This window comes from Streptomyces sp. NPDC058678 (genome assembly GCF_042714835.1).
Classification (GTDB): domain Bacteria; phylum Actinomycetota; class Actinomycetes; order Streptomycetales; family Streptomycetaceae; genus Streptomyces.
The window spans coordinates 22,576-46,042 of the sequence record NZ_JBHXSG010000068.1; the positions used below are offsets into that span (position 1 = coordinate 22,576).

16 protein-coding genes are annotated in these 23,467 nt (G+C 70.7%); 3 read left to right on the forward strand and 13 right to left on the reverse strand.

Going from position 1 to position 23,467, the window contains the following annotated elements; genetic code table 11:
* Positions 1 to 59: 59 nt before the first annotated feature.
* The 13 genes from ACFWWR_RS39795 to ACFWWR_RS39855 form a co-directional block, all read right to left on the reverse strand.
* On the reverse strand, positions 60 to 407 hold the full coding sequence (locus tag ACFWWR_RS39795; RefSeq protein WP_384308677.1) for a helix-turn-helix domain-containing protein: 348 nt from the start codon (positions 405 to 407) through the stop codon (positions 60 to 62).
* A complete protein-coding gene (locus ACFWWR_RS39800; protein ID WP_384308712.1) occupies positions 404 to 1,531 on the reverse strand; it encodes a tyrosine-type recombinase/integrase in 1,128 nt (375 codons plus the stop codon). Before ACFWWR_RS39800 ends, ACFWWR_RS39795 begins: the two co-directional genes overlap by 4 nt.
* Before the next feature lie 174 nt (positions 1,532 to 1,705).
* A complete protein-coding gene (locus tag ACFWWR_RS39805) occupies positions 1,706 to 2,146 on the reverse strand; it encodes a hypothetical protein (RefSeq protein WP_384308680.1) in 441 nt (146 codons plus the stop codon).
* Positions 2,147 to 2,410: 264 nt separating this feature from the next.
* Positions 2,411 to 4,102 (reverse strand): hypothetical protein, encoded by a 1,692-nt coding sequence (locus ACFWWR_RS39810; RefSeq protein WP_384308682.1) that lies wholly within the window; start codon positions 4,100 to 4,102, stop codon positions 2,411 to 2,413.
* 9 nt (positions 4,103 to 4,111) lie between these two features.
* Positions 4,112 to 8,434 (reverse strand): hypothetical protein, encoded by a 4,323-nt coding sequence (locus tag ACFWWR_RS39815; protein ID WP_384308684.1) that lies wholly within the window; start codon positions 8,432 to 8,434, stop codon positions 4,112 to 4,114.
* Positions 8,431 to 11,022 (reverse strand): hypothetical protein, encoded by a 2,592-nt coding sequence (locus ACFWWR_RS39820; RefSeq protein ID WP_384308686.1) that lies wholly within the window; start codon positions 11,020 to 11,022, stop codon positions 8,431 to 8,433. The genes ACFWWR_RS39815 and ACFWWR_RS39820 overlap by 4 nt, the downstream gene beginning before the upstream one ends.
* Positions 11,023 to 14,349 carry a DUF6603 domain-containing protein gene (locus ACFWWR_RS39825; RefSeq protein WP_384308688.1) on the reverse strand — a complete coding sequence of 1,109 codons (3,327 nt, stop codon included), beginning with the start codon at positions 14,347 to 14,349 and terminating at the stop codon, positions 11,023 to 11,025.
* 8 nt (positions 14,350 to 14,357) lie between these two features.
* Positions 14,358 to 17,036, reverse strand: a complete 2,679-nt coding sequence (locus ACFWWR_RS39830) for a hypothetical protein (RefSeq protein WP_384308690.1) — start codon at positions 17,034 to 17,036, stop codon at positions 14,358 to 14,360.
* Positions 17,037 to 17,255: 219 nt separating this feature from the next.
* Positions 17,256 to 17,834 carry a DUF4164 family protein gene (locus ACFWWR_RS39835; RefSeq protein ID WP_384308692.1) on the reverse strand — a complete coding sequence of 193 codons (579 nt, stop codon included), beginning with the start codon at positions 17,832 to 17,834 and terminating at the stop codon, positions 17,256 to 17,258.
* Positions 17,827 to 18,297, reverse strand: coding sequence for a hypothetical protein (locus ACFWWR_RS39840; RefSeq protein ID WP_384308695.1), 471 nt, complete (start codon positions 18,295 to 18,297; stop codon positions 17,827 to 17,829). The genes ACFWWR_RS39835 and ACFWWR_RS39840 overlap by 8 nt, the downstream gene beginning before the upstream one ends.
* An 83-nt stretch (positions 18,298 to 18,380) precedes the next feature.
* A complete protein-coding gene (locus ACFWWR_RS39845; protein ID WP_384308698.1) occupies positions 18,381 to 18,995 on the reverse strand; it encodes a hypothetical protein in 615 nt (204 codons plus the stop codon).
* 73 nt (positions 18,996 to 19,068) lie between these two features.
* Positions 19,069 to 20,433 carry a hypothetical protein gene (locus ACFWWR_RS39850; protein ID WP_384308700.1) on the reverse strand — a complete coding sequence of 455 codons (1,365 nt, stop codon included), beginning with the start codon at positions 20,431 to 20,433 and terminating at the stop codon, positions 19,069 to 19,071.
* 203 nt (positions 20,434 to 20,636) lie between these two features.
* Positions 20,637 to 21,020 carry a DoxX family protein gene (locus tag ACFWWR_RS39855; RefSeq protein WP_384308703.1) on the reverse strand — a complete coding sequence of 128 codons (384 nt, stop codon included), beginning with the start codon at positions 21,018 to 21,020 and terminating at the stop codon, positions 20,637 to 20,639.
* A 171-nt stretch (positions 21,021 to 21,191) separates the two neighbouring features.
* Here ACFWWR_RS39855 and ACFWWR_RS39860 point away from each other — a divergent pair, with 171 nt between their 5' ends.
* From ACFWWR_RS39860 to ACFWWR_RS39870, 3 genes are all read left to right on the forward strand, one after another.
* Positions 21,192 to 21,665, forward strand: coding sequence for a carboxymuconolactone decarboxylase family protein (locus tag ACFWWR_RS39860; protein ID WP_384308705.1), 474 nt, complete (start codon positions 21,192 to 21,194; stop codon positions 21,663 to 21,665).
* 178 nt (positions 21,666 to 21,843) lie between these two features.
* Entirely contained in the window at positions 21,844 to 22,764 is a 921-nt protein-coding gene (locus ACFWWR_RS39865; protein WP_384308707.1) for an RNA polymerase sigma-70 factor, read from the forward strand.
* Positions 22,765 to 22,919: 155 nt separating this feature from the next.
* Positions 22,920 to 23,467, forward strand: a 548-nt coding sequence (locus ACFWWR_RS39870; protein WP_384308710.1) for an SDR family oxidoreductase, incomplete at its 3' end; no start/stop codon positions are given.

A 23,467-nucleotide genomic window follows, 5' to 3' on the forward strand; every position in this document is an offset into this window, starting at 1 on the left:
CACACTGGGCAACTCCGCGCCAGCCCCTCCCCACGATCCCCCGCCACCGGACACCACCCTCAGCTCGGCGGGAGCGAACGCGGCCCGGCATCACGACGGCCGCGCGGCACCGGCCGCACCAGGCCCGCCCCCGGCCCTTCTTCGGCGCCGACCGCGCGCTGACCGGACTCCGGCGCCGCCTGGCCCGCCGCGAGCGGCTCGGCCTGGAGCAGGTCGGCGACCGTGCAGTTCAGCGCGGCACACATCTTGTCCAGGTCATCGAGGCGCACCGTGACCGGCGTGCCGCTCCATAGTGCGGCCACCTTGCTCAGCGACGGGTTGAACCCGACCTGCTGAAAGGCGGCGAGCACCTCGGTCGGCCGCCACAGGTCCCGCTGGGCGGCCACCATCCGCAGATTCCATTTCACCGAAGGTTCCCCTTGTCCATCACCAGTCGCTGGGCCGCCCGGGAGCTGGCCGCCAGATTCGCGAGCTCCGGGTCAGCGTGCGCAGTCGCCATGTACCGAAGAGTCGTCGTTGCCCAGTTGTGTCCGAGGACCTTCTGGACCTCCCAAAGTGTCATCCCACGCTCGTAGTTGTGGGTCGCGCAGGCATGCCGCAGCAGGTGCGGAAACAGGTCGGTGACGGGGCCCGTCAGGTAGTGCGCGGCCGCGGTGTGCAACGCCTTGCGGAACGTCGAAGGCACGATCGCCGGCGCGATCGGCACGTTCAGGTCGGCGATCGCCTTCGACTTGCGCTCCGAGGGCCACAGCGGCGCCCGCGGGTGCTCCGCGTCGTCGCCGAACTCGCCCCGGATTTCCTCGATGTACCACCACAGCAGGGCACGGCCCTCCTGGAACAGGTACGCCTCCCTCGGGCGAGGACCGGAGCCCCGGGCGCCCTTGCCCAGGACGACGAACCGGCCCCACTGGCCGTGCTCCCAGTGGATGTCGCCCAGGCACACCCCGCACAGCTCTGCCGCCCGGACACCCGAGAGGTAGGCGACCTTCGTCATCACGTAGTCGCGGCAGGCGACCGCGTACTTCCGCGCGTTCGGCAGGTCCGCGCGCCACCGACCGAAGAAGTCATTCATTGCCGTTTGGGAGGGCGGGATACGCAGCCCGAAGTCACCTCGGTGACGCGGCCGGTTGAACGGGTCGATCGGCGACTCGACGGAAGCACCGAAGAGGCGCATGATCTCGCCGGCGTATCGCTGCTCCAGGAACGCGAAGTACGCGTCGAGCTTGTTGATCTTGCCGCGCAGGGTCGACTGGGCCCGCTTGCCCGGACCGGCGAAATACCGGTCGACCTCGCGGGAAGTCAGCCGCCACGGAACTGTGCCGTAGAACTCGCAGACCTCGATCACCGGCTTGATCAGACCGTCCAGCGTCGTTGGCGCCAGACCCGCCGCGTCCCGCGCCCACTGGTACTCGGACAGCGTGTCGAGGAACAAGCTCTCCTCGTCGTGCACCGAGATCCGCGCCTGGCGCCGCCGCTGAAGCGTGACCACGTCCGCGAGCCCGGTCTCCACCGATACGTCGGCCGGGTCCATCACGGCCGTCGGATCCGGAGTCGGGCGCACGAAGGTCAGCACGCGACTTTCAGAATCTGACACAAGAACGCATATTACTGCGATAGCTCGCAGATTTTGCGAGTTACTGCAGAGATCTCACACGAGCGATTCAGGACGTACGGCACCGTCATTGGCCTGCCGAGATGCGGATTCTCAGACTGTGAGCGTTCCAACGGAACCCGCGCGTACTCCACTATGGAAGACCGTGCCGTCCGGCAGGAGCTTCACCGTCCGCGCGGTAGCGCGGCCGGCGTACACGGCATTCGTCGCGGCGTAGATCGTGCCGACGTGCCCGGGCATGACCAGAACGCCCGAGGCTGTCCGGCGCGGAACTGGGTCCGCGAACGAGACGACTCCGTGTACACCCCTGGCGAGCAGGTGTTTTAGGCAGTTCGCGAGGAACCACGACTCGGAATTTCCGGGGCACTCATCCAGCAGGACGAACCGCGAGCACAGCAACGACTCGGTGTACGGCCGGAACTCCGGCAGCGGCTTGGTGAGGACGGCGGTGCTGACTGGAGCCCCGAACACGGCCACACCACAGAGCCGCCGCTCGCCGTCGACGACGTCGTACAGGCCGAACTGCACCGTCACCGCGGGCCTTATCTACAGCTGTCAAGTCTCCTCCTTGGTCTGCGGCGTGTTCGAGCCGCAGGCACGTAAGGCATATCCCCATCGGGATCTGTCGGCTGCTATGGCGCTGCCCGGGTTGTCCATGCCGAGGAGGGCTCGGTGCTGTCGAAGCTCATGAAATTTCCTGCCTCGGCCGCGACCGCCAGGTGTCTTCCAACCGCCGTCCAGAACCTGAGCCAGACCCCTTCTCGTGAACAGAGTCATTTGGCACAGTCGGGAAGGTAATCACGGCGATTCGGGCGGGCGCATGACGTCGAAGGCCAGTCCGCTGGAGGTTTCGCCTCGCCCGGCCTGGGCCCGCCATCGGGTCCACACATAGGGACGCACGCTGTCGCGGGCATGGACGGACTCGCGTAGCATCCGCACGCCTTCGCGGGAAACGACGCGGTCCGGCAGAGTGTCGGGAACCGCGGATAACAGTTGTCCACGCGGTTCGTATCCTTCGGCGCGCGTCAGGCTGACGGTGCCATCGGCCGCTGAAAGGGGGATGTAGGGGATCCAGTGCGGCGCTGGAGTCACGGACAGGGTCCACTGGAGCGGTGTGTCCGGAGGCGCGGGCCGCGGCGGCGCGACGTCCGACACGACGCTGTCGGCGCGGCGGACCGCGAAACCGTCCTCCCCTTCATATTGGGATTCGATCAGCCAGGCGGTGTTGGCCATCTCGTCGCGGACGAGCTGTCCCTCGTCCATCGGCTCGGCCACCACAGGTGAGGAGAGCCGCGCGAACAACAGCAACGACGGACGCTGGGCTTGGTCCCCGGTGAGCGTGAACATGCGCCACGCAGCCCAGGCCGGATCTGACGTCTCGATCGCGGGCGTGATCTCGGTCCGCACCCCGAAGGTGTCGAGCACGGCCAGGCCCTCCACGGTGGTGAGCGTGTCTACCGGCAGGCGCAACGGGATGACGAACATGTCGTTGCCGTACGCCAGGGTGTAGTCGAGGACGAGCAGGCGGGCCAGGTCGGCGTCGGAGGCGTCGACTGCGCCGAAGTCGATGGCGGCGTCGTCCATCTCCCACCAGCGCGGGGTCGGCATGCCGGGGAAGCGCAGGGCTACCGGGACGAGGTCCGGTGTGGCGAACGTCCGCGGCTCGGCCCCGTTCCCTGCGTGTGGGGACCGTCCGGCCACGTCGAAGGCGTGCCAGTCGAGTTCCTCGCGGGGGCCGTCGGCGGTGAGAATGTCAGTCCCGAGGCTGGGATCGTTCGTGGCGGCGGCGACCGCGTACCGGTATCCGAGTGTCCCGGCGTCCCACGACGAGACGGTGGCGGGCTCCTGAATCGTCGCGTCCAGCCAGTCGACCCAGCGTCGTGCGGCGGCGCGAACGCCGGGGGCGTCCCAGCCCAGCCTGGCGAGGCGTGCGGGGAGCGGCCAGTCCGGGTCGGATCCGCGCACCAGCGACACCAGGTCCGCGTGCATCGCCTCCCCGTCGGGCAACCGGCCGGCCATCACGTGGTATAGCTCCCGGCTGGCGGCGTCCTCGGCGGGTTCCTTGCCGATCGGATAGGTGGCGACCAGCCCGGGCAGGACGTCCGGTACACCTTCGGCCTCGAGTTCATCGGCGAGACGCACGCCTGCCGCTGCCCGGTCCCGCAGGGGCCACCCTGCGATCGAGCGCACGGGCTGGGCTTCGGCCAGGACCGCGACGGGCGGCGCGTCGCCGTCCAGCAGCACCGTGCCGGGATCTGCCACGCCGGGCCATCCCCCCGGCGGGAGGCCGGGCCGGAAGTGGGTCAGCGCACGGCTGACGCCGCGGGCCGCGGCGGTGATGGGCGCGCCGCCGAACGTCCCTAGCAGCTCACCCATCGCGTCCTGGCGCGCAAGCATCCACAGCGGGTCCCATACGCCTGCGGCGAGCGCGCCCTCGAGGTCGGTGCCGTCGTGGGGCTCGATACGGAAAAGCAGCCTGGTGCGCGTCATGGCGGTTCCTCAACTGGGCGGACGGGTGAGCCGATCCGGATCGACGGTGCCCCAGACCGGTCCCGGGTCCCGGGGCTCCGCATACGTGAGCCACGGAGTCACCAGATGATCCACTTCCAGGTCTGCGGGTGAGACCGCACGAAGCCGGGCGAGATCGAGCGCCTCGTCGACGTGGGTGAACAGGTCGTCGGCCGACCAGCGGTCATTGTTAGCCTCGGGCACGGCGATCAGCCACAGGTTCGGCGGCTCACTGACCGGCGCCTCGGCGTGGAACACGATGCCGGTCGTTTCCTCCGGGGCGGGGGTGGCGTCGACCCAGGAGTCGAGCGCCAGCCCGCAGACGCGGTCCCCGTTCCAGGCGCCGCCGACGGGTTCGTAGCTGAGCAGCGTCGTCGTGCCGCTGGCGGGGGCCGTCGCCGGCAGGCCGATGCCGTTGATCGCGGCGGCGGATCGCCCGCCCGCCCGGGCCACGAGGTCGACGAGCTCGAGCCTGGCCGCCGAGGAACGTACCCGTGCCCACCGCGCGAATGCCGCCTGGGCGCTACCGGTCTGCGCCCGCACGCCGACCGTCCACGCCGCGTCCCTGACGCGGAGCAGTGGCATCGCGATGTGGTTCCCGCCGAACAGCGTGCGGATGGCTGCCTGGGCATCTTCCACCGTGGTCGGGACGGCGCTCACGCGGCGGGCGGCTTCACGCTGTGCTGCGGCGGCCCGTGTCAGGCGCGCGTCCGCGCTCTCGTCCCAGGCAGCGGGCAGGGCACCGGGAATGCCGAAGTGATCGGCGGCCGCGAGCAGGCCGACAATCTGCTCGGGATCGCGCGTCCCGGAGTTCCAGGTGGCTAGTCGCTGCGCGAGCGTGTCGAGGCTCGCTCGCGCCGCCGTCGCCAGCGCCACCAGCTGGTCACTTTCCGCTGTCAGCGGCTCGGGGGCCTCGCCGCTGGCTCGCAGGTCCGCCGGTTCCAGTGGCCGTGCCCCGAGCGCCAGTTCGCCCACGCGGCGGGCGGCTTCGACGGCGGCGCGCACGGAAAGCCCGCCGTCGCCGTCTGCCGCCTGGACGGTCAGGGTGGCACGGTCGACGCCGAGGTGCAGCGCGAGCAGGGCGGCGAGGCGGGCGCTGAGCGCGTCGTCGCTGTCCGGAGAGGTGCCGCCCGGCGGCAGGGCCAGGTCGAGCGGTCCGACCAGGAGATCCTTCTGGCTTCGGGCGGCTGCGCTGGCGTTGAGGTCGGCGAGTGAGGTGTTGACCTGGCCGCTTCCGGTTTCGGCGACAACGTCGATGTGGTCCGGTGGTGGCAGTACGGCCGCGACCCAGGCGGCCAGCCGGGGCTCGACCGCGCTGCGGGGGGTGACAGGCCACGCCGAACCGGGCTCCGTATCACCGGGCATGATCACTGCAAGCCGTACCTGGCGTGCCTGCGCGGTGCGGGGCGTGCGCGTCACCTCGGGGTCGGGCACGCCGACAGGGGCGCCAGCAAGGAAGTCCATGGTCGCGGCAGCCCTAGCCATGTTGCCCTGAGCTATCTGGTAGATCCCTTCGGCCAGCAGTACGTCGCCCATCGCGTCCACCTCGTCGGCAAGGGCGTCGAGCGCGGCGCGCAGGTCGCTGGCCTCTTTGTCACTCAGCGGCCGGTAAGCGGGCAGGAATCCGGCGCCCACGGTGAGGTCCTCGGGGAACCCCGCCGCGGTCAGGGCGGCGTGCCCGTCCACCACTGCGGGCGCGGCGACTGCTTCCGGCTTCGGGCCGCCGTGTGTTTTGCTCAGGCGTCCGGCCACGAGGGGGAAGCGGGCCCGCAACGGGGCGATGAGTACGTGTCTGTCGGCGCGCGTCAGGGCCTCTTCCAGGTGCTGCCCGAGCAACTCGCTCAAGGATTGGCCCGTCCTGATGCCGTCGAGCAGGGCGAGGGCAGCGCGGACCCGGCGGCTGGACAGGTTCACCGCGGCCGTGCGCGCCGCCGCGCTAGATGTCTGGCCGGTCGAGCGCGCCAGGTGTGCGGAGCGCAGGACCGCAGCGGTGGCGGCGTGGGTCGGCCCTGGTGCGTGAATGTAACCGCCGTTGAGGCGGCGCCCAGCTGGGAGGAAGCCGTCCAGTACGCCGTAGGCTCCGATGCTCAGTCCAAGGTGTCCGGTTTCGCGGACCTCGCTGAGTCGTTGCCAGGCCAGGCTGGTGTACCAGGCGTCGATGCGGTGGCCGAGTCCCAGGACGGCGCGGAGCACCGGCTCTAGGTCGACCGGCGGCGTGCCGATCGAGGAGGGTGCCGAGAGCCAGCCCAGGGCGAACACAAGGTCGCGTGCCTGCGCGTATGCTTCGGCCCGCGGGTCTGTCAGGTTGGCGTCCAGCCACTCCGCGACGAGTTGGTTGCCGAGGCCGTAGTTCAGCAACCGGTCCCGCACCGTCCACCAGTCCTCGTCTTCCCAGGTGGACACGCCGCTGGACCAGCGGGGGAAGGTGGGTAGGCCACCCTGCGCCTCGGCCGCACGCTGCACGCTCACGTCCGCCGCCTCGAGCAGCGCGGCCCGGGCCAGGTGGTAGAGCAGCGGTTGCGCGCCCACGGCCGCGGGCGCGGACAGCTCACGGAGCGAGAGGCTCAGGAGTTCGGTGAGATATTCCGCCGGGTGCGCGGTGTCGGAGGTGACCAGGGGCACGGTGACGGGTGCCGTCCCGGGTGCCAGCGCCAGGCCGAGTGCACGCGCCGCTTCGGCGGGGACGCCCAACACCACTGCGAGCCGGTCCCGTGCAGCCTCCCAGCGTGGGTGCCAGGCAGGGCCGTGGGAGAGGAGTTCGGTGCTCACCGGATCAGGGGCCAGCAGCCGCAAGGTCCATGCCGTCGGCGCGCCGTCCCGGCGCAGCAGCTCCACCAGCGTACGCTCCGGCTGCCGCAGCCCCGGCTGAACGCGGGGGGAACGCGCCATCGCGGGCTCCCAGATCTCGCGCCTGAACCGCTCGGCGGCCACCACCACGGGGTTGGCACGGACCGGCGCGTCCGGCCGGGCGTGCAGGATCCGTCGCACCGGCAGGATCCCGTACGGCTGGGCCCCGGCACGCAGCGTTGGCAGGGGGCCGAGCGCGCTGACCCAGGCGCGCGCGTGATCGAACGCCGTGGTGAGTGCCGACGCGGGCACGGGAGGGCTGAGCAGGTCGGTGATCCCCGCTTGGACGGCGCGGATGAGCAGCTCCGATAGCCGGTCCGCCGCCTGCAGATCCTCGGCGTCGGCGCCGTCGACGTGCAGCAGCACACCGGTATCCAGCCCCAGGGCCCCGGTCAAGCGGGCGCCCGCCGACGTCGGGGTCAGCGAACGCCGGGCGTCGCGGTGGACGTCGGCCAGGGTGGCGGGCGAATCGTCGCGGCGTGGGACGCGTCCTCGCTCGGTCGAGGTCGTCGGGTTCGCGGGTTTCAGTACGGAAAGGCCGTCGGTGAAACGGTGGGCGGTGAGGAGGTCGCCGAGCTCGCGGCGGGTCACGTCGCCCGTCAGTCCGGCCCGGCCCCCTACGCAGGTGACGCGCCGCACCGAGCCGGGTGGCCGTCCTTGCAGGTCGACCGCAGCCGCCATGCCGGAGGCGAAGGCCTGGCCGAGGTCGCGCACCCAGGCGAGCTCGGTGTCGCCGGATCGTGGGTCGGGCCCGGCGGGGAGCGGTTCGCGCACCAGTGTGGCACTTACCCCGGTGAGCACGGCTCCGTCGTCGAAGGTGACGCGGACGTGCCAGCGGTCGGGAAGCAGGCGCGCGCGTACCCCGCGTCCCCAGGGGGCGGGTCGTCTCCCGGGATCCTTGCCCCGCAGGGCCGCCAGCCACCGCGCCCGGTTCGGCCCCGCCCGGCGCACCAGCTCGGTCCACGCGGGCAGCAGGTCCTCGTGGTCGCTGAGGCCCTGGATCCGCTGCACGTACTCGCGAATCCAGCGGGCCTCCTCATCGGTGACCAGCGGATCGTGGGCGTCGAGGTGACACTGGTCGGGAAAGATCCGCACCACTAGGTGGGTCGCGGGGACGTCGAAATCCCACCGGTCGCCCATCGGGCTCCCGGCGCGCGCTTCGAGGCGCACCGGAAGCAGGAGGACCGGGGAGCGCCTGTCGAGCAGGACGAACTCGTCGCCGTCGAGCGCTATCGCACGGAGCTTCTCGGCGTCCACGCCGACCTCGTCCAGATGCCGCGCCATGGCCGCGGCGTCGGCCTGAGCGTCGGCCAGCTCCTGGGCCAAAGCGGGGTCAGCGCCGCCCGCGGCCGCAAGGACACTCTCCAGCCGCTGTACGGCCGCCAGCAGGCCCATGAGCTGTGATTCGCTCGCGTCGCGGTCGGCACGCCGGTCTAGATATTGGTCGCGGAACTGCGGGTCGGTCATGCCGGGCTCGCATCCAGCAGGCGGTCGGCGTGCACGAGCAGCCGGAACGGCAGGCGGCACAGGGCGTGGCCGAGCACGCCGCTGGTCCCGTTCCAAGCAGGGGACAGGCCAGCGAAGGGCGAGGCGCTTTCGGTGAGCGCGGCTCTGGTTGCGTCCACGTCGAGGTGCCTGGGGGCCAGCCGGTCGTCACCGCTTCCGGCGAGTTTCACGTCGTCCCAGGACAGGTCGGTCCATGCCCGGACCGGCGCGGTCGCGTCGCGTAGCGAAGGCAAGCCGAACCGGTGTTCCGCGGCCGCCTCCTGAACGACGACGAACCAGCCGGCCCTGTGCGCGCCGGGGTCACTGCGCAGCTCCTCGACGGGCAGCGGCAGCCCGAGCAGCAGGACGTCGCCGCCGATCGCGGTCCGCATTGTGGGCTGCCGGGTCCCGGCCGTCCACGCCGCCTCGGAATCCAGCGGCACGGGCACCGGCGGGCCCTGCCCCGCCGGGAATCTCGCCTGCTGCAGGTAGACCGTGGACTGCGGGAAGCGGCGAAGCAGGGCCGCGCGGACTACCAGGACGGCGTCGACGACACCCGCGGCGAGATGGGTGCCCAGGCCGTCGTCCCAGTCGGTCAGCGGGGGCACATCGTCCGCGAGGGATGCGGCGAGCCGGTCCCAGAACCGCCGGAAGACGCTGCCGCGCTGGTCGGTGGGGAAGCCGCGCCACAGCAGCTCGCGTCCCATCTCGTGGTTCAACCCCACGAGGAACGCCTCGATGAAGGCGGCATTGGGGACGGCGAGGGTGACGGTGTCGTCCGGCAGGTCGCCCACCCCGGGCAGCACCCAGCGGCGGTCCAGTTCCGACAGCGCCCGGATCATCGGTGTGGTGATGGACGGGGCGGCCATCACCCCGTCGGGCCCCCGGAACGTCCCGGGCGGGGTGGCGACGGAGGCGGCCGCCCGCCGCTCCAGCGCCGCTCGTGGATCGAGGGCCGTGCGTATGCGGTTCGCCCGGTCCGTCACGTCGAACGGCGTGCACGGCCGGGTGGCCGCCCGGCTTCCCATCAACCGGGCAAGCGCGATCGTGGCGGCTCTGCTGGGATCGGGAAGGTCGGCAATCGGCGCAGGCAGGGTCACGGCGGCGGACGCGACGGAGGTCGGTGCCGGAGGACGCGTGGCCACCTCGGTGATCGCGACTGCGGGGGAGAAGCCCCGGTCCACCACGGGCCGCGCGATCTGCGTGAGGCGGCGGCCGATGGGACCGCGTCGGCGGATCGCGCGGCGGAACGGGGCACCGAGCAGCGCCAGCGGCGCGCAGCTCGCCTTGACGTCGCCGTACAGAGTGGTGCCTGGGGACACGAGCAGGCGGCCCGCCGCGGGCGCGGCCAGCAGCAGTGTCTCGGCCGGGGGGAGGGGGTCCAGGCGGTGTACGGCCTGCCGCGCGCCCGCGTCTGCGGCCGCTCCGATGCGGCGAAGTCGGCTGGCCGCGGCTCGCAGCTGCCCGGCCTGTTCCCAGCAGGCCGCCATCAGCTCCTCTTGATGCTCGCGCACCCACGAGACGCCGAGCGCCGCCGCCACGCGCCGCTCCGGCAGCAGGTTGAGCTCGTGCAGCCAATGGCCGGCCGGCACGTCCGCGAGCCGGGATGCGGCCGCGTGCCAGCGGCCGTATAGGGGCGGGGCGAGCGAGTCGGTGGCGTCGACGAGGGCGGAGAGCGCAGCGGCGCCCGGATACGCCGACGGGGTCGTCGCGCGCGGTTCGAGGGCGCCGTTGAGTGGCCGGGCCGGGGCGTCGGGCAGCGCTGGGTGTGCGCCGGAGACGATCAGCCGGTCCGGCGGCGGGGCGGTGAGCTCGCGGAAGGTCAGTCTGCGCACGGCCTCTTCGAACGTGCCGGGGTCACCGGTGCTGAACGACCACGAGACGTAGACGGGCAGTGTGACCGCCGCTGCGGAGTCGGTGTTCCATGCCTGGTCGGATCCGGACCCGGGCGGGGAGCCCAGTCCGGCCTGCGCACCGGCGAGATAGGTCGGCACGACGCACGCGAGGTAGGCGGTACGCGCGGCCAGACGGCGGCCGCACAGCAGCCGCGAGCGGGCCAGCCCCGGCGAGCGCAGCGTCGCGGCTAGGTCGCCGTCGGAGCTGAGCACCTCGACGTGTGCCCAGGCGTGGAGCTGGCCCCACGGCGGCAGCTGCGCGGCGTCCAGGGTCAGGCGCGGAAGCGGATCAGCAGGGGTGAGCTGCGCCCGCTCGGCGGGGACGACGATCAGCGCGACCCACGGGGCGAGGTGTCCCGCCGCGTCGGGCCCGAACGGGCTGAACATCCACGGCAAAACGGCGCTGTCGAACTCGACGGCCACCAGGTCGTCCGGCGGGTAGTCGGCCGTGCCCGGCGGCGGGACCATGCGCGCGACTGCCCGGGAATCGATCCCGGCGACGTCGCCCGGCCCCAGGACCGGCAGTGTCCCGATGTCCTCGGCCGAGGGGAGCCCGTCAGCGCTGACGGTGACGCCGAGCGACAGCGTGGGCCGCCACGGCTCTGCGGACGAGGGGGCGCGCGTCACCGCCGCGCCGACGCCGGTGCGGACGTAATCAAACAGGCGGGAGGCCATTTACGTCACCGCCTCGTAGACGCGTACGACCTGGCCTTCCGGGTGGTCGCGCAGCCGGTCGTACGCCTCCGCGGCGCTGGTCCCGTGGCCGTCCGACAGCGGGGCCAGCGACTCACGGGTGGCCAGCAGGTGGCGTTCGGGATGGACGAAAACCCGCTGGGGCCAGGCCGCGACGTACGGCTGAGTCACCGCGGCGGCGGCCCACGTGTCCTGGAGTGCGGCGGGCGGCTGCGCGGGGGAACCCGGGCGGGACCGTGTTGTGGCGCCGGTGACAACGGCTTGCTCGTATCCGCTTGGCAGCGGCACCGACGTGGCCGGGGCCGTGAAGCCGCCGAGGGCCTGCCGCTGTTCGCGTCCGGCCCGCATCTCCTCGAAGGCGGGTCGGCGAAGCTGCTGATCCTCCGGCAGATCCTCCTCAAACGGGCCGGGCGCGAACAGCTCACCCACCGGCTCCGACGGCAGCTCCGCGCCGCCAAGCCGTACCGCGATCAAATCGAGCACGAGGGGCCGGGACGGGACGGCGGCGCCGAAACGGGTGACCCGTTTTCCCAGCGGCACCTCGCGCTGGGTAACGCGCAACCGCCCGGCCGGATGTAGGACGCGCTCGTCGTCACCGGCGCCGCCACGCAGAGCGACGGGTCCCACCTCTGGAGGCGGAAGCGTCGTCACGGCGGAGGGTCGGCGCAGCGCCTCCAGCAGCCTGGCCAGCAGGTCGATCTCCGGCGGCACCAGGACCTGCTCGACACCGAACGTAAGGTCGATCGGCACGCGTACCTCTCCGATGAGGAAGAGCGACACCGAGGCAAATCCGGTGACGTGCCAGGGCTCGGGGCCGGTCAGCGTGAGCACGAGCCGGGCCTGGAGGACGGGGCGTCCGTTGACGCTGATCGACACCCCCGCGTCGAGCCGCACCGTGAAGGAGAAGGGGACGAGCGTGACCAGGGCGTCGAACCCCAGGTGACCTTCGGCCGCGATGACTGACCCGAGCACGGAGGTCGACGCGTAGACCTCGAGGTTGGCGCCCACCTGGATGGTATTGGGGGTCAGCGCCAGGTAGCTTTCCAGGCGCAGCCGCGGGTTCTCACCGCTCCCCAAAGCGATCGCCAGGCGGCGGAGGGTGGGGAAGCCGGGCGGCGGTTCGAAAGCGGGGTGGAACCCGCCGGCGGACTGGGCGAAACCGGGCTCGGGTCCCCAGCTACCACGCACGGCCATGTCACCGCTGATTGCGAACGGGCCCACCCGTGAGTCGCGCAGGGTGGCGTCGACCGAGATCTCGCCGCGGCCGAAGTCGAGTACCCCGAGCACCTCCAGGCGCAGGACTGCCACGGCGTGCTCGCGATCCGGCAACTCTGCCCGCAACCGGCCGAGCACGATCAGCTTCAGCGGTGAGGGCAGCTCCAGGATGAGCCCGGTCTCGATCTGAAGCAGGGCGCCGGGCCCCCACGTCAACTTCGCCATCACGCCGACCGTGAACCGATTGTCGGCCGCCGGGAAGAACCGGCGGATGTCGGCGATGACCTCCTTGGCCCGGGCCACCGGATCCCGGGGGAACAGCACGCTGTCCAGGCCCCCGGTGCGCACCCCCGCGGATAGGGCCTTGGTGTCCGCGCCGCGGTGGATGCCGAGCAGCCCGCCCAGCCCGGTCAGGGTGAATCCGAAGCCCAGCGGAATCGGCGGGAACTCGGCGGTGACGATGAGCAGCATCGACCAGCCGTCCGATCCGTCGGCCGCCCTCGTCACAACCAGGCCGACGGCGGTGAAGCTGAGGGCCTTGAAAGTCAACTGTGCGGCCCCGGCGTACATGCGCTGCGCCTCGTCCACGAACAGATAACCGCCGCCCCCGACCTCACCGGCGCGGATCGTCAGCCCTACCCCCTTCGGCCCGTGCGGCCCGACGCGTACGGCGGGTGCCGGGCCTGCCAGGGACAGTCCCAGCCCGACGCCGAGGGCCTCGACCGAGCCGGAGATGGGGCCGATCGCGAGGCCGACGTCGAAGGTAGCGGTGGCGGCCACGCCGTCTTCGGCGAGCGCCACGACCAGCCGGATGTCGCGCAGGCTCACGGGTCCGAGGTCTAGGCGCTCGGCGATGACGGTGTCGAAGCCGCCGCTCGCGGTGAAGGTCAGGCCGTCGCCGCCGCTCCAGCGCAGCGCCACGTCCACCGAGCCGCCCGAGCCGGAGGAGTCGGGAATCTGGCTGGACAGGAACCCGTCCAGCCCGGCGCCCCCCATGACGAGCCGCAGCCCGCGGATGGTCAGCGACAGCGAGGGGACCGGGGAGACGCCGGGCCGCACCTCGATCGCCCCGCTGACCGCCACGGTGTCGATCAGCAGCGAGGGCCCGCCCTGGGCGCCTAGCCGCAACACCGGCTGGGCGGGCGTGCCGCCCGACACCGCCAGTGAGGCCGTGGCCCCCGCCGATCCGTCGAGCCGCGCGCCATCCGCGCCAATCGACACAGGTACGGTGAACCCGGCCCCGGCCTCAACAGTCCAGTTGCCGCGCGCGCGGCTGATTTTGAGCTCGCCGACGGGCACCACATTGAGCCGCGCCCGGTCGCCGGAGTCGGCGTCCTGCTGGATGGTGATCCCGCACCAGAAACGCGCCGCGGCGCGGCCTTGGGCGGCCAGGTCGTCCGAAGTGAAGATCCACAGGACGGGGGGCGCGGTGGCGGGCGGCTCCGTGGGGACGCTCCACAGCGCCGGCACTCCGGCCGCCGTGAGCGCCTCGGCGATGACGGGGCCGAGCTGGGCCCACGCGTCCTCCGCGTTGGTGCTGAGGAACGCCTCGGCGAACGTGCCCGCCGGGTCTCTCAGCCACCTCTGCAGTTGCTCAAGGTCGACCACCACCCGGGTCGAGGCCGGTCGGAGCACGGGCGAGGCCGGGTCGCTCACCGACGCCCGCACCTCTGGCGCGGGCTCCGCACGCAGGATGCCGAGCAGCCGCAGGGCCAGCCCCACGCCCCGGTGGCGGCGGGCCAGCCATCCGGCCAGCAGCTCGCTGACCACGTCGAGCAGCAGCTGCTCGGCGGCGTGCGCGTCGGGAAGCGCGGTGGACAGCGCATCGGCGACGTCGCCCGCGGCTGACGCGGCCGCAGCCATAGCCGCGACCGGGTCCCCGTCGGCAGCCTGCTCGATGGCCGTGGCGGCCGACGCCGCGGCGTCAGCGATGTCCGGTACGCCCCCGAGCGCCTCGGGCGCCCAGCCGCAGCCCCGCAGCAGGGCGAGGAAACGGTCCACGACCGCCTGCGCGTCGGCATCCCCTCGGGGCGGCACAAGCGGCGACCACAGGTCGCGGATCTCCTCGAACAGCCACGTCTCGACTCGGTTCACGACGCCCCTCAGATCCCGGTGGTCCAGAACTGGAAAGATCCCGCTACTCGACTCGGTCGGCGTCCGAAGTCGGGCACGACGGTGTTCACCGCCTCCGTCGCCTTGATCGTGTCTTGGGGCGGCGGATCGTCTCTGGCGGGGTCGATAAGCGTGGTCACTACGGCCGCGGCGAAGGCGGGGTTGGCGGCCAGCGCTGCGGCCAGGGTCGGCAGGCCGACGCCCGCCGTGGCGGCGGCGGCCCGGATAGCGCCCTGCACGACGTTCTCGGCATTGTTCGGGAACACGCGTGCGGGCTTGTTGATGTGGTAGCGCATGAAAGCTGCGACAGCGGCCTCCGATGTGAGGATCTGACCATAGGTCGCAGGTGCTCCGGCGGCGTCGACGATGTCCGTATTGATGGCCGGGTCCGGGCTCCACCGGCCTGCGAGGGCACCCTGGATTCGCCATCGGGCCAGCCCCCATTGGGCCAGCAGCATGGCCGAGTCGGTGCGCAGGAGCCACAGCAACCGGAAGATCGAGCGCCATGAGCGCAGCCACTCCCTGAGCTCGACCTCGACCCCGGGTATCGGGCGGGAAGGCTCAGGAACGTCTTCGGATAGGCCCCACACCTGGAGAGGGGCGTTACGGATACCAGGCGCGCCGGGTGCCGCGACGGCGAAGGTGTCGACATCCAGCCCCCACGAGCCCAGCCGGGCGGCGAACTCGCCGGGATAGCGATCCTTGTAGAGGGCGAACAGCGCGCCCAGCTCCCCTCTCACCGTGGGAAGCATGGCCGCGCCCTGCGTCCAGTGGCACAGGCCAAGGGACATGCGGGCCCTGTCCCACGCGTTGTAGACGTCTAGGCGTCCCAGGCTCTCCGGATGCGTCATCGCGTAAACGACGATGAACGTCGACTCCGCCTCGGCCCGAAGCGGATCACCTGGTGGCGGGAACGGGGCACCGGCGCCGAGCAGCTCGGCCACCGAGAACACTTTCGATGCCCACGATCCTCGCGCGGGCAGCAGCAGCCCGCCTCCTCTGGGCTGGGCGTTGGGAGGCGGAGGCTGCGGTCCTCCCGGTTGGTACAACGGGTTGTCGGTCCAGCTCCCGAGCGTGACGACCTCGGGATCGCCGCGCAGCACCTCGGCTGCCGGGATATCGGCCCGGCGGAGGTGGTCGCGCGCGTACACACGTGGCCCGCTGTCGGCAACATCGTCCCACCACCACAGATCATCTTCGACCTGCTGGGTGTGATTGCCCGGCGAGGCGTGAAAGACGGTCAGCCCGTTGGCCAGTTGTAGCTGACCGCACGCCGCCTCCAGCTCGGGCAACGGATCCGTACGGTTGCTGACCGGGAAGTCGGGGCGGTTGAGCCAGAGCTGCAGCGTGTGCCGAGTGTCGCGGTCCAAGTGGCCGGTGATGCGCCCGCGGTACCGCCGGAACGCGGGCTGACGGGTCCAACCCATGGCGGAACGTGCCCGCACCCACGGCTGGGACGCCTCGATCTGGAACTCCCGCACCAGCAGGGCCAGGTGCCCCCCGAAGACAGTATCGACGTCGTCACGTCTGCCGGTGAATCCGAGACCGGGGGGAACGGCGATGTCGCTGTTGCACAAGTCCGCCACCAGCCGCGCGACGTGGCCGCCGGGGTCCCCGGGCCGGGCCTGGCCCGCGTAGGTGAGGGTCGCGTCGTTATCTCCGCGGCGCAGATCCCAGCCGCCGTAGAGGGAATCGGGACGCGCGGGCCAGGACGGCAGGGTCCGCTGCTCATCCCCAGCGTGCAACAGCACAGCTACCAGTGCCTCGGAGACCACCTTCATCGCAGCGCCGAACCAGGGGCGCAAGTGAGGGCCGTCGTAGACGAACGGGGTGATGGCTGGGTCCCTGGTCTCCGCCAACGCCCAGGCGGCCAGCTGCGACGCGCTCAGGATCCCATTGAGCGAGTCGGCCGTACGCGAGGTGCCGTTCCAGAGCAGCATCGGCTCGGAGCTCGCGAACAGGTCGAGGCGGCGGTCCGCCTGCGGGGTGTCGGGCGGATGCGGGCCCGGAGTTAGCCCGTAGTAGATCCGCATCATGTTCCCGAGGGAAAGAGACGGGTCCCGTTCGGCCCACACCGACAGGACGACCGCGTCGATGGCCCCCCGCAGATCCTCCCTGGGTAGAAATCGGCTCAATGCCCGCTGCAGCCACAAGCCTGCGTCGGCGGCGAGGTTCGCGTCCGTCTCGTCCTCGGGCTTCGTTGCGTCAAGCCGACGGCGCCGCAGCCATTCGCCCACGACATCCTGCAGCGCGCCCACCCAGGTGGTGTAGCCCGGCAGGGAGATCCCGTGCCAATAGAGCACGGACCCGATCGAGACCCAGCGAGGCACGCACAGCGCTGGCCACACGGCCGTCATTCGTACAGCCTGCCTCCGGCCAGGCCCAGGCACCTCCACATAGCCGGTGTGCAGCAGCGACGTCCATGCATCGACCTGACGAGGGGACAGTCCCATGGGCGGCACGCGACGGGACGGGTCGAGCCGCAGGATCCGAGAGAACCGGCTGGGGTGGTACATGAGAGTGAAACGCTCGACGAGATCGGCACGCACTGGGAAAGCGTTCTCAAGCACCTCCAGCCACTGGACGTACTCCTCGAGAGGCACCTGCCGAGTCCCAGGCTCTCCGGCGAACACGTTTGGGATGCCGCCCGGCGCGAGAGCCTGAGACACGACCGTTTCCTGCACCAAAGCAGCGAGCGCACCTAGTTGCATCGAATGTCCTGATACGCAAAGAACGCCTTTCCTGTCCCGTTGAGGCTAATGGGTCGAGGATGTGGCCGGTAGACCCCAACTCATCGGAATTCCCGCAGTGTTCGGCCGAAGCAGCGGGATGGGCTGCCGAACACCTCGGGCAAGCTGGACCGATCCACGAGCGCCGCCCCGCGCATGTCATTGGTTAGGAAGCAGTGCTTGACTCTCGGTGCGAATCATGCGGCGTAGGCTGGTCCGTGCGCTGGCCAGATCGTCCTCGGCTTCGGTGAGCTTGCCCGTCAGCTCCTCGATCCGGGCCAGAGCCTGGGCGAGCTGGTCCTGGAGCTTCTCCTTCTCGGCGGTGAGTTCGTCCACCCGCGTGCCGAGGTCGGCGGCACCGAGCTGGTCGAGTTGTTGTCCCAGGCTCCGGCGGACCGCCGCCTTGAGGCGATCGACCTCGGCGCGTAGGCGCTGGTTCTCCTCGCGCACGATCTCCTGCTCGACCTTCCAGCCGGCAGGGGCCTTGGCCTGGCCGCGGGCCTCGCCGCGCGCGGTGCGGGACTGGCGCAGGCGAGCGGCTTCTATGTGCTCGCGCACCCCGTCGGCGTAGACCAGCCAGTGCGAGACGTTCGCGGCGCGGGCCACCCCCGTGAAGGTGACCGGTTCCTCGTCGGCGACGAGCTGATCGACGATGGACAGGACCCTGGCGCGCTTGGCACGCGAGTCCTTCTGCCGGGCGTCGCGAAGGACCTGCGCGGGCGTACGGGACTCACTCATCGGACGTGCTCCTGGCGGGGACGGTGGGAACGGGAAGGACCGCAAGCGGAACTGCGGCGCGGACCTTGCGCAGCACCGCGGACGCTTCTTCGATATGGCGCCGCTCGTCCTCGGACATCGCGGCGAGCTTGGTGCGGATGCCGACAACGACGGACTGGTAGGAGTCGATCTGGTCGGTGATGTTGCGGATGACGAACTCGGCGGCCTGCATGGCCCGAGCGGTCTCCCGGTCTGCCTTGAGCGCGCGGATGTGATCTTCGACGGCGGGAAGGAACGAGGGGTCGGGGCGATAGAAGCCGCAGCCGGAACACGGGAACCGGATCGGGCAACTCCCGCCGCCGGCCTTCACGTTCGACGGCTCGGTGCAGTTCCCGAACGGCACGGCCACCGAGCGCGCTTCGTACGCCGTGGCCGACGAGGTCGGCGCGGCCTGCCCGGAGCGGTCGACGACGTGGAGCCGCATCGTCTCGACCGCCTTGCGGCGACGCTCGAGAGAGACCCGGTAATGGTGGAGTCGGGTATTGAAACTGCCTGAATACCCCAGGCTCACCGGTCCTGGATGTCCGGCAAGGTGGTATCCGCGGCGGCATAGAGGAACTCCAGGAGCTTGGCGTGTGCCTCGCCGTGCGCTCTATCCTGCTCTGCCCCGTGCTGCGACGTTTCTGTTTCATGGTCAACGGCGTGCAGCCAGTCGATGACTGCACCGAAATACGTCACCAGAGCGCCTGTTGCCGCTTGCGCGGCAGTGCCCATCTCGCTGGGACCTTCCATGAAAACGATGTGCTGAAGGCGGTCGAGCTGGCGCTTCTGAGTTCGTGCTTCGTTCCAGAGGCGGCGAGCGGCTTGGCGGCGCTCTTCGCGTTCTTCGGGAGGGTCGCTCTCTGCGATGCCTCCAAGTTTGATGCTCGCGTCGCTCAGCGTTCCGTGTACTAGGTGACAGCTTTCGGCGAAGGCCAGGTAGGCACTCTTGCGCGATTCGCGAAGAGCACGAGTCCATGCAGTATCTATCTGAAGGCGGGCTTGCCTCAGCTGCGTCTCGGACTGGATCTTGGCCTGTTGCTCTGCCTTCCTTCCGGTGACCCAGGCGGATGCCGTAGCGCCGACTGCGCCGACCGCGGCGCCGATGACGCCACCGAGGAGTCCTGCAAGTCCTGCGTCCATGGCGCGATTCTGGTGGCCAAGCGGTGTGCGTTGCCAGTGGGGCGCGATCATTGTGCCTGACCACTCAGCCGGGTCACTGTGGGCCTCTGCTGCCGACATCTGCAGCGTAGGCGGCCCAGTCCCCGGCTGCGGCCCGCTGCCATTTGACGGCGACGGTGATGTCGATGCCGAGGGTGCGGGCGAGGACCGCGGCGGGCAGCTCGGTCGCGAGCTGGAACAGCGCGGTCGAGCGGGCCTCCGCGAGCCGGATGCCGAGTTTGCGGAGCCGTTCGCCCATGGCCCAGGCACTGATTGGCCGGCCGGGCTGGCCTCCGGGGAAGAGCCAGGGCGAGTCTGTCCGGCCGAGGACGGCATGGCTGCGGCGAACCTCGACCTGTTGGAGGGCCAGTTCAGCGACGGGTGCGGGAAGCTCGACTGGGACCGGGCCGAGGCGGATGCGGACGGCTCCGTCCGTCTCCTCGATGCGGTCGACAGTGAGTCGGGAGATCGCAGCGGGCCACTGAGCATAGAGGAGCAACAGCAGGCCGGCGAGGCGGTCTTCGTGCTTGAGGGTGTCGTCGTGCAGCAGGCGTCGGGCGGTGGCCCAGCGGGCTTCGTCGTCCATCGGCTGCGAGGGGCCGTTCCATCGCTCGGCCGGGAAGCTGAGATCGCGGGTGATCTTCTGGGAGAGGGCCCAGCGCACGAAGTGGCCTGCCTCCTGGCGAAGACGGGCGTCCTCACTCGTCATCCAACGTTCAAGGTCGGTCTGTCGACAGGTGGCAAGGGTCAAGTTCTGGCCCTCGAGCCAGTCCAGGAGATAGACGCCCGCCCGCAGATGTTGCCGCGCGACCTGGAGCTGGTAGTACGTGGTCTCCTTGCCGCGGCTGCGACGGCGAAGCCGTCGCAGGAGGTGCCAGGTCGCGTACCGGTGCAGGATTTTCCGTCCCTCGGCCGTCGTGTGGGAGGTGACGAGGTCTTTCACGTGCCGTTCGAGACGGACCATCTGCTCGTCCCGCTTGGGCAGGGCGCCGCTGGCGACGAGGACGCTGCGGATGTGTTCGACGACCTTGCCTTCGGGGAGTTCGTCCAGGGCCTCGTGGGTGAGGGGGCGGCGGCCAGAGCCGAGGTCGGACAGGACGGTGGTGACGATGCCGCCGGAGAGCCAGCGCAGTGCGGTGGCGGCTCGTTCAGTGCTGGCCAGGGCCTCATGGAGGGCTTGAAGCTTCGGGGGTATGGAGCCCGAGCCGTTGGCGAGGAGTTCGTGGAGCCGCTGCTTGAGTGTGCAGCGAGGGCACGGACCGGAGGATCGCAGTCGTTCTGCTTCCCCGCAGGTGGGACACGGGCGCCAGAGTTCGGCGTCCGGTGCGGTGCAGGGTCCGCAGATGGGGGCTTCGGCGGTGCCGGAGTGGATGCCGCGGAGCCTCCCGCAGGAGGTGCAGTGAGCTTGGCTTCTCTGCACTAAGTCAAATGGGTGTGGCTCCTTTGGAGGGACGAGCGTACCCGGGTGCGTTCCGCTGGTGGCAGGCTCCGCCCGGGGCCCGGCGGGCGGGTGTTCATTGCTGAAGAGAGTGACGTCGTAGCCAACTCCGTTGGCTGGTAGGTATATCGGTACCACCTGGAGTGTGCCTGGCACTTCGGCGCTCGACTGATATGCGCCGGTGGTCAGCCGGTGAAGGACTCGGGGCCGAAACGGCCCCATGCGACGAAGGCAGCCAGGGCGAGGTAGATCAGGTCGCCGGCGATCGTGGCCTTCTCGCCACGGCGCAGACGCATGGTGACCGCGCAGGCAAACAGCAGAACAAGTCCGGTGGCGGCCAGCGGCACCAGCACCGGCGCGATGTCGAGCACCGCGGGCAGAATCAGGCCGACCGCAGCCAGCAGCTCGACGGCGCCGATGGCCTTGAGAGCGCCGGGGCTGAACTCCAGGACCCACTGCGCAGAGGAGCCCATCGCGGCCAGCTTCTCCTGCGGCACGAACATCTTGGAGCTGCCCACCAGGCAGACAGCGGCGAGCACCCCAGCGGTGATCCACAGCGCGACGTTCATCATCAACTCCCTGATCGAGGACTTCCGTACCCGAGACGAGGCAGCGACTCGGCCTGTGACATGCCCGAACCCAGACAGCGGAGAGACGTGGGTCACACCGTTCCGTGTCACAGGAGTGAGGGCCGCCTCGTCTTGGGGGTGAAGGCATCGACGAACGTGGAGGAGCACACGATGGACGCGCGATTGAACTACTTCGCCAACCCGGCCGCCGGCAAGGCCCTCAAGTACTTCATGTCGGCTGGCCGGGAGCTGAAGGAATCGCCGCTGCCGGCCACGACGCAGGAGTTGGTGGCGCTGCGCGTGAGCCAGATCAATGGCTGCGCGGTGTGCATCGACATGCACACCAAGGAAGCCGCCGCGGCCGGCGAGAGCCCGGTGCGGCTGAACCTGATCGCGGCCTGGCGGGAAGCGACGGTCTTCACCGCGGCCGAGCGCGCCGCACTGGAGCTGGCGGAGCAGGGAACCCGGGTCGCGGACGCGGCCACCGGGGTCAGCGACGACGTGTGGGCCCGCGCCGCTCAGCACTACGACGAGGAGCAGCTCACGGCCCTCGTGCTGCTGGTCTCGTTCATGAACACGGTGAACCGGCTGAACATCATCACCCAGCAGCCGGCCGGCGACTACCAGGTCGGCCAGTTCCACTGAACCACCACCGCACCCTGGCCCAGGTCAGGCCCGCCGGGGCCAGGACGCCGTGGTCAAGGCGGGCAGGGCGGTCGCGGCACGAGCGTTGTCTGCTCCACCCACACATCGAATGATCTTCGAAGGATGCCTCGCCGGCGCGGGTCCGGCCGGGCACACAGACCGCAAAGGGGGAGTCGGCGTGGGCAAGGTCGAGGAGTTCGAGGAACTGCGGCCGCTGCTGTTCTCGATCGCGTACCGGATCCTGGGCAGCGTGGGCGAGGCTGAGGACGCGGTGCAGGAGACCTGGCTCCGCTACGACGCCTCGACCACCCGGCCCGTGTCGGCCAAGGCGTTCTTGTCAGCCACGGTGACCCGGATTGCGATCGACGTGCTGCGCTCCGCCCGGGTGAGGCGGGAGGAGTACGTCGGGCCGTGGCTCCCCGAGCCGCTGCTGGACGATCCGTACCAGGACCCGGCCCGCGCGGCGGAGCTGGCCGACTCGGTGTCAATAGCGGCGCTGCTGCTCCTGGAGCGGCTCAGTCCGCTGGAGCGGTCGGTGTTCGTGCTGCGGGAGGTCTTCGCCTTCGGCTTCGTCGAGATCGCTGCCGCGGTGGGGCGCTCAGAGGCGGCGTGCCGGCAGCTGCTCGTACGGGCACGCCGCCACATGCACGAGGGACGGCCCCGGTTCGAAGCGGACCGCCAGGAGCGGCAGGAGCTGGCGAGGCGGTTCTTCGAGGCACTGACGCAGGGAGACGTGGACGGACTGCAGAATCTGCTGTCCGCCGACGTCCAGCTCATCGGGGACGGCGGTGGCAAGGCACCGCAGCTGGCCAGGGCCGTCGCCGGCGCCGAGAACGTGGCCAGGCTGCTCGCCACCGTCTACCCGCTCATGGCCCGGATCGACATCACGTTCGAACCGCACGAGGTCAACGGCCAGCCGGGCGCGCTCTTCCGCGACCGCGACGGCAAAATCCTCCACATCCTCGCCCTCGACACATTCGACGGGCAGATCCAGACGATCCGCGCGGTCATCAACCCCGACAAGCTCAGCCACCTCGGCCCGGTCGCCGACGCCTGGGCCGTCGACCAGGAAGTGAAGCAGACCCGTAAAACCCAGTGATCTCCCGACCAGCCTGACAGGGCAGGACCGGAGGTTTCAGTGCCGCATGCCGATGATCCTGGCGCACGGCTCGCCCGTGACGTCTTCCCGCGACACGAACCGCGATCATCCACCGCGCAAGATCGACTATCGACACACCCACGAGGGGTTCAGTCATGATCCTGATCACCGGGGCCACCGGCGTCGTCGGCCGGGAAACCGTCCGCCTCCTGGTCGAGGGGGGAGCGGAGGTCGCCGCTGTCACCCGCGACCCGCACGCCGAATTCCCCGCGGGTACACAGCTCGTCCACCCCGCGAAGGTTCCCACCATCGACGGCGTGGAGGCCATCCTGCTCAGCCCGCGTGCCGTCGGATCCGCCGCTGTCGACCTGTTGGCCCGCGCCCGCGAGACGGGCGCGGCAAGGGTGGCCGTACTGTCCTCCGTGACCGTGCAGTACCCGGCTGGGCACGCACGCTTCCGGCAGCAGTTCCACGCGGTCGAGGACGCAGCCAAGGGGAGCGGCCTGGACTGGACGATCCTGCGCTGCGCCGATTTCGCCGCCAACACCCTGGCCTGGGCCGGGCAGATCCAGGCGACCGGGACCGTACGGGGGGCATACCCGCACGCCAGGACCTCGACCGTCGACGAGCGTGACATCGCCGCGGTGGCCGCCCTCGCCCTGACCCACCCGCAGCACCGCGGTCAGACGTACCTGCTCACCGG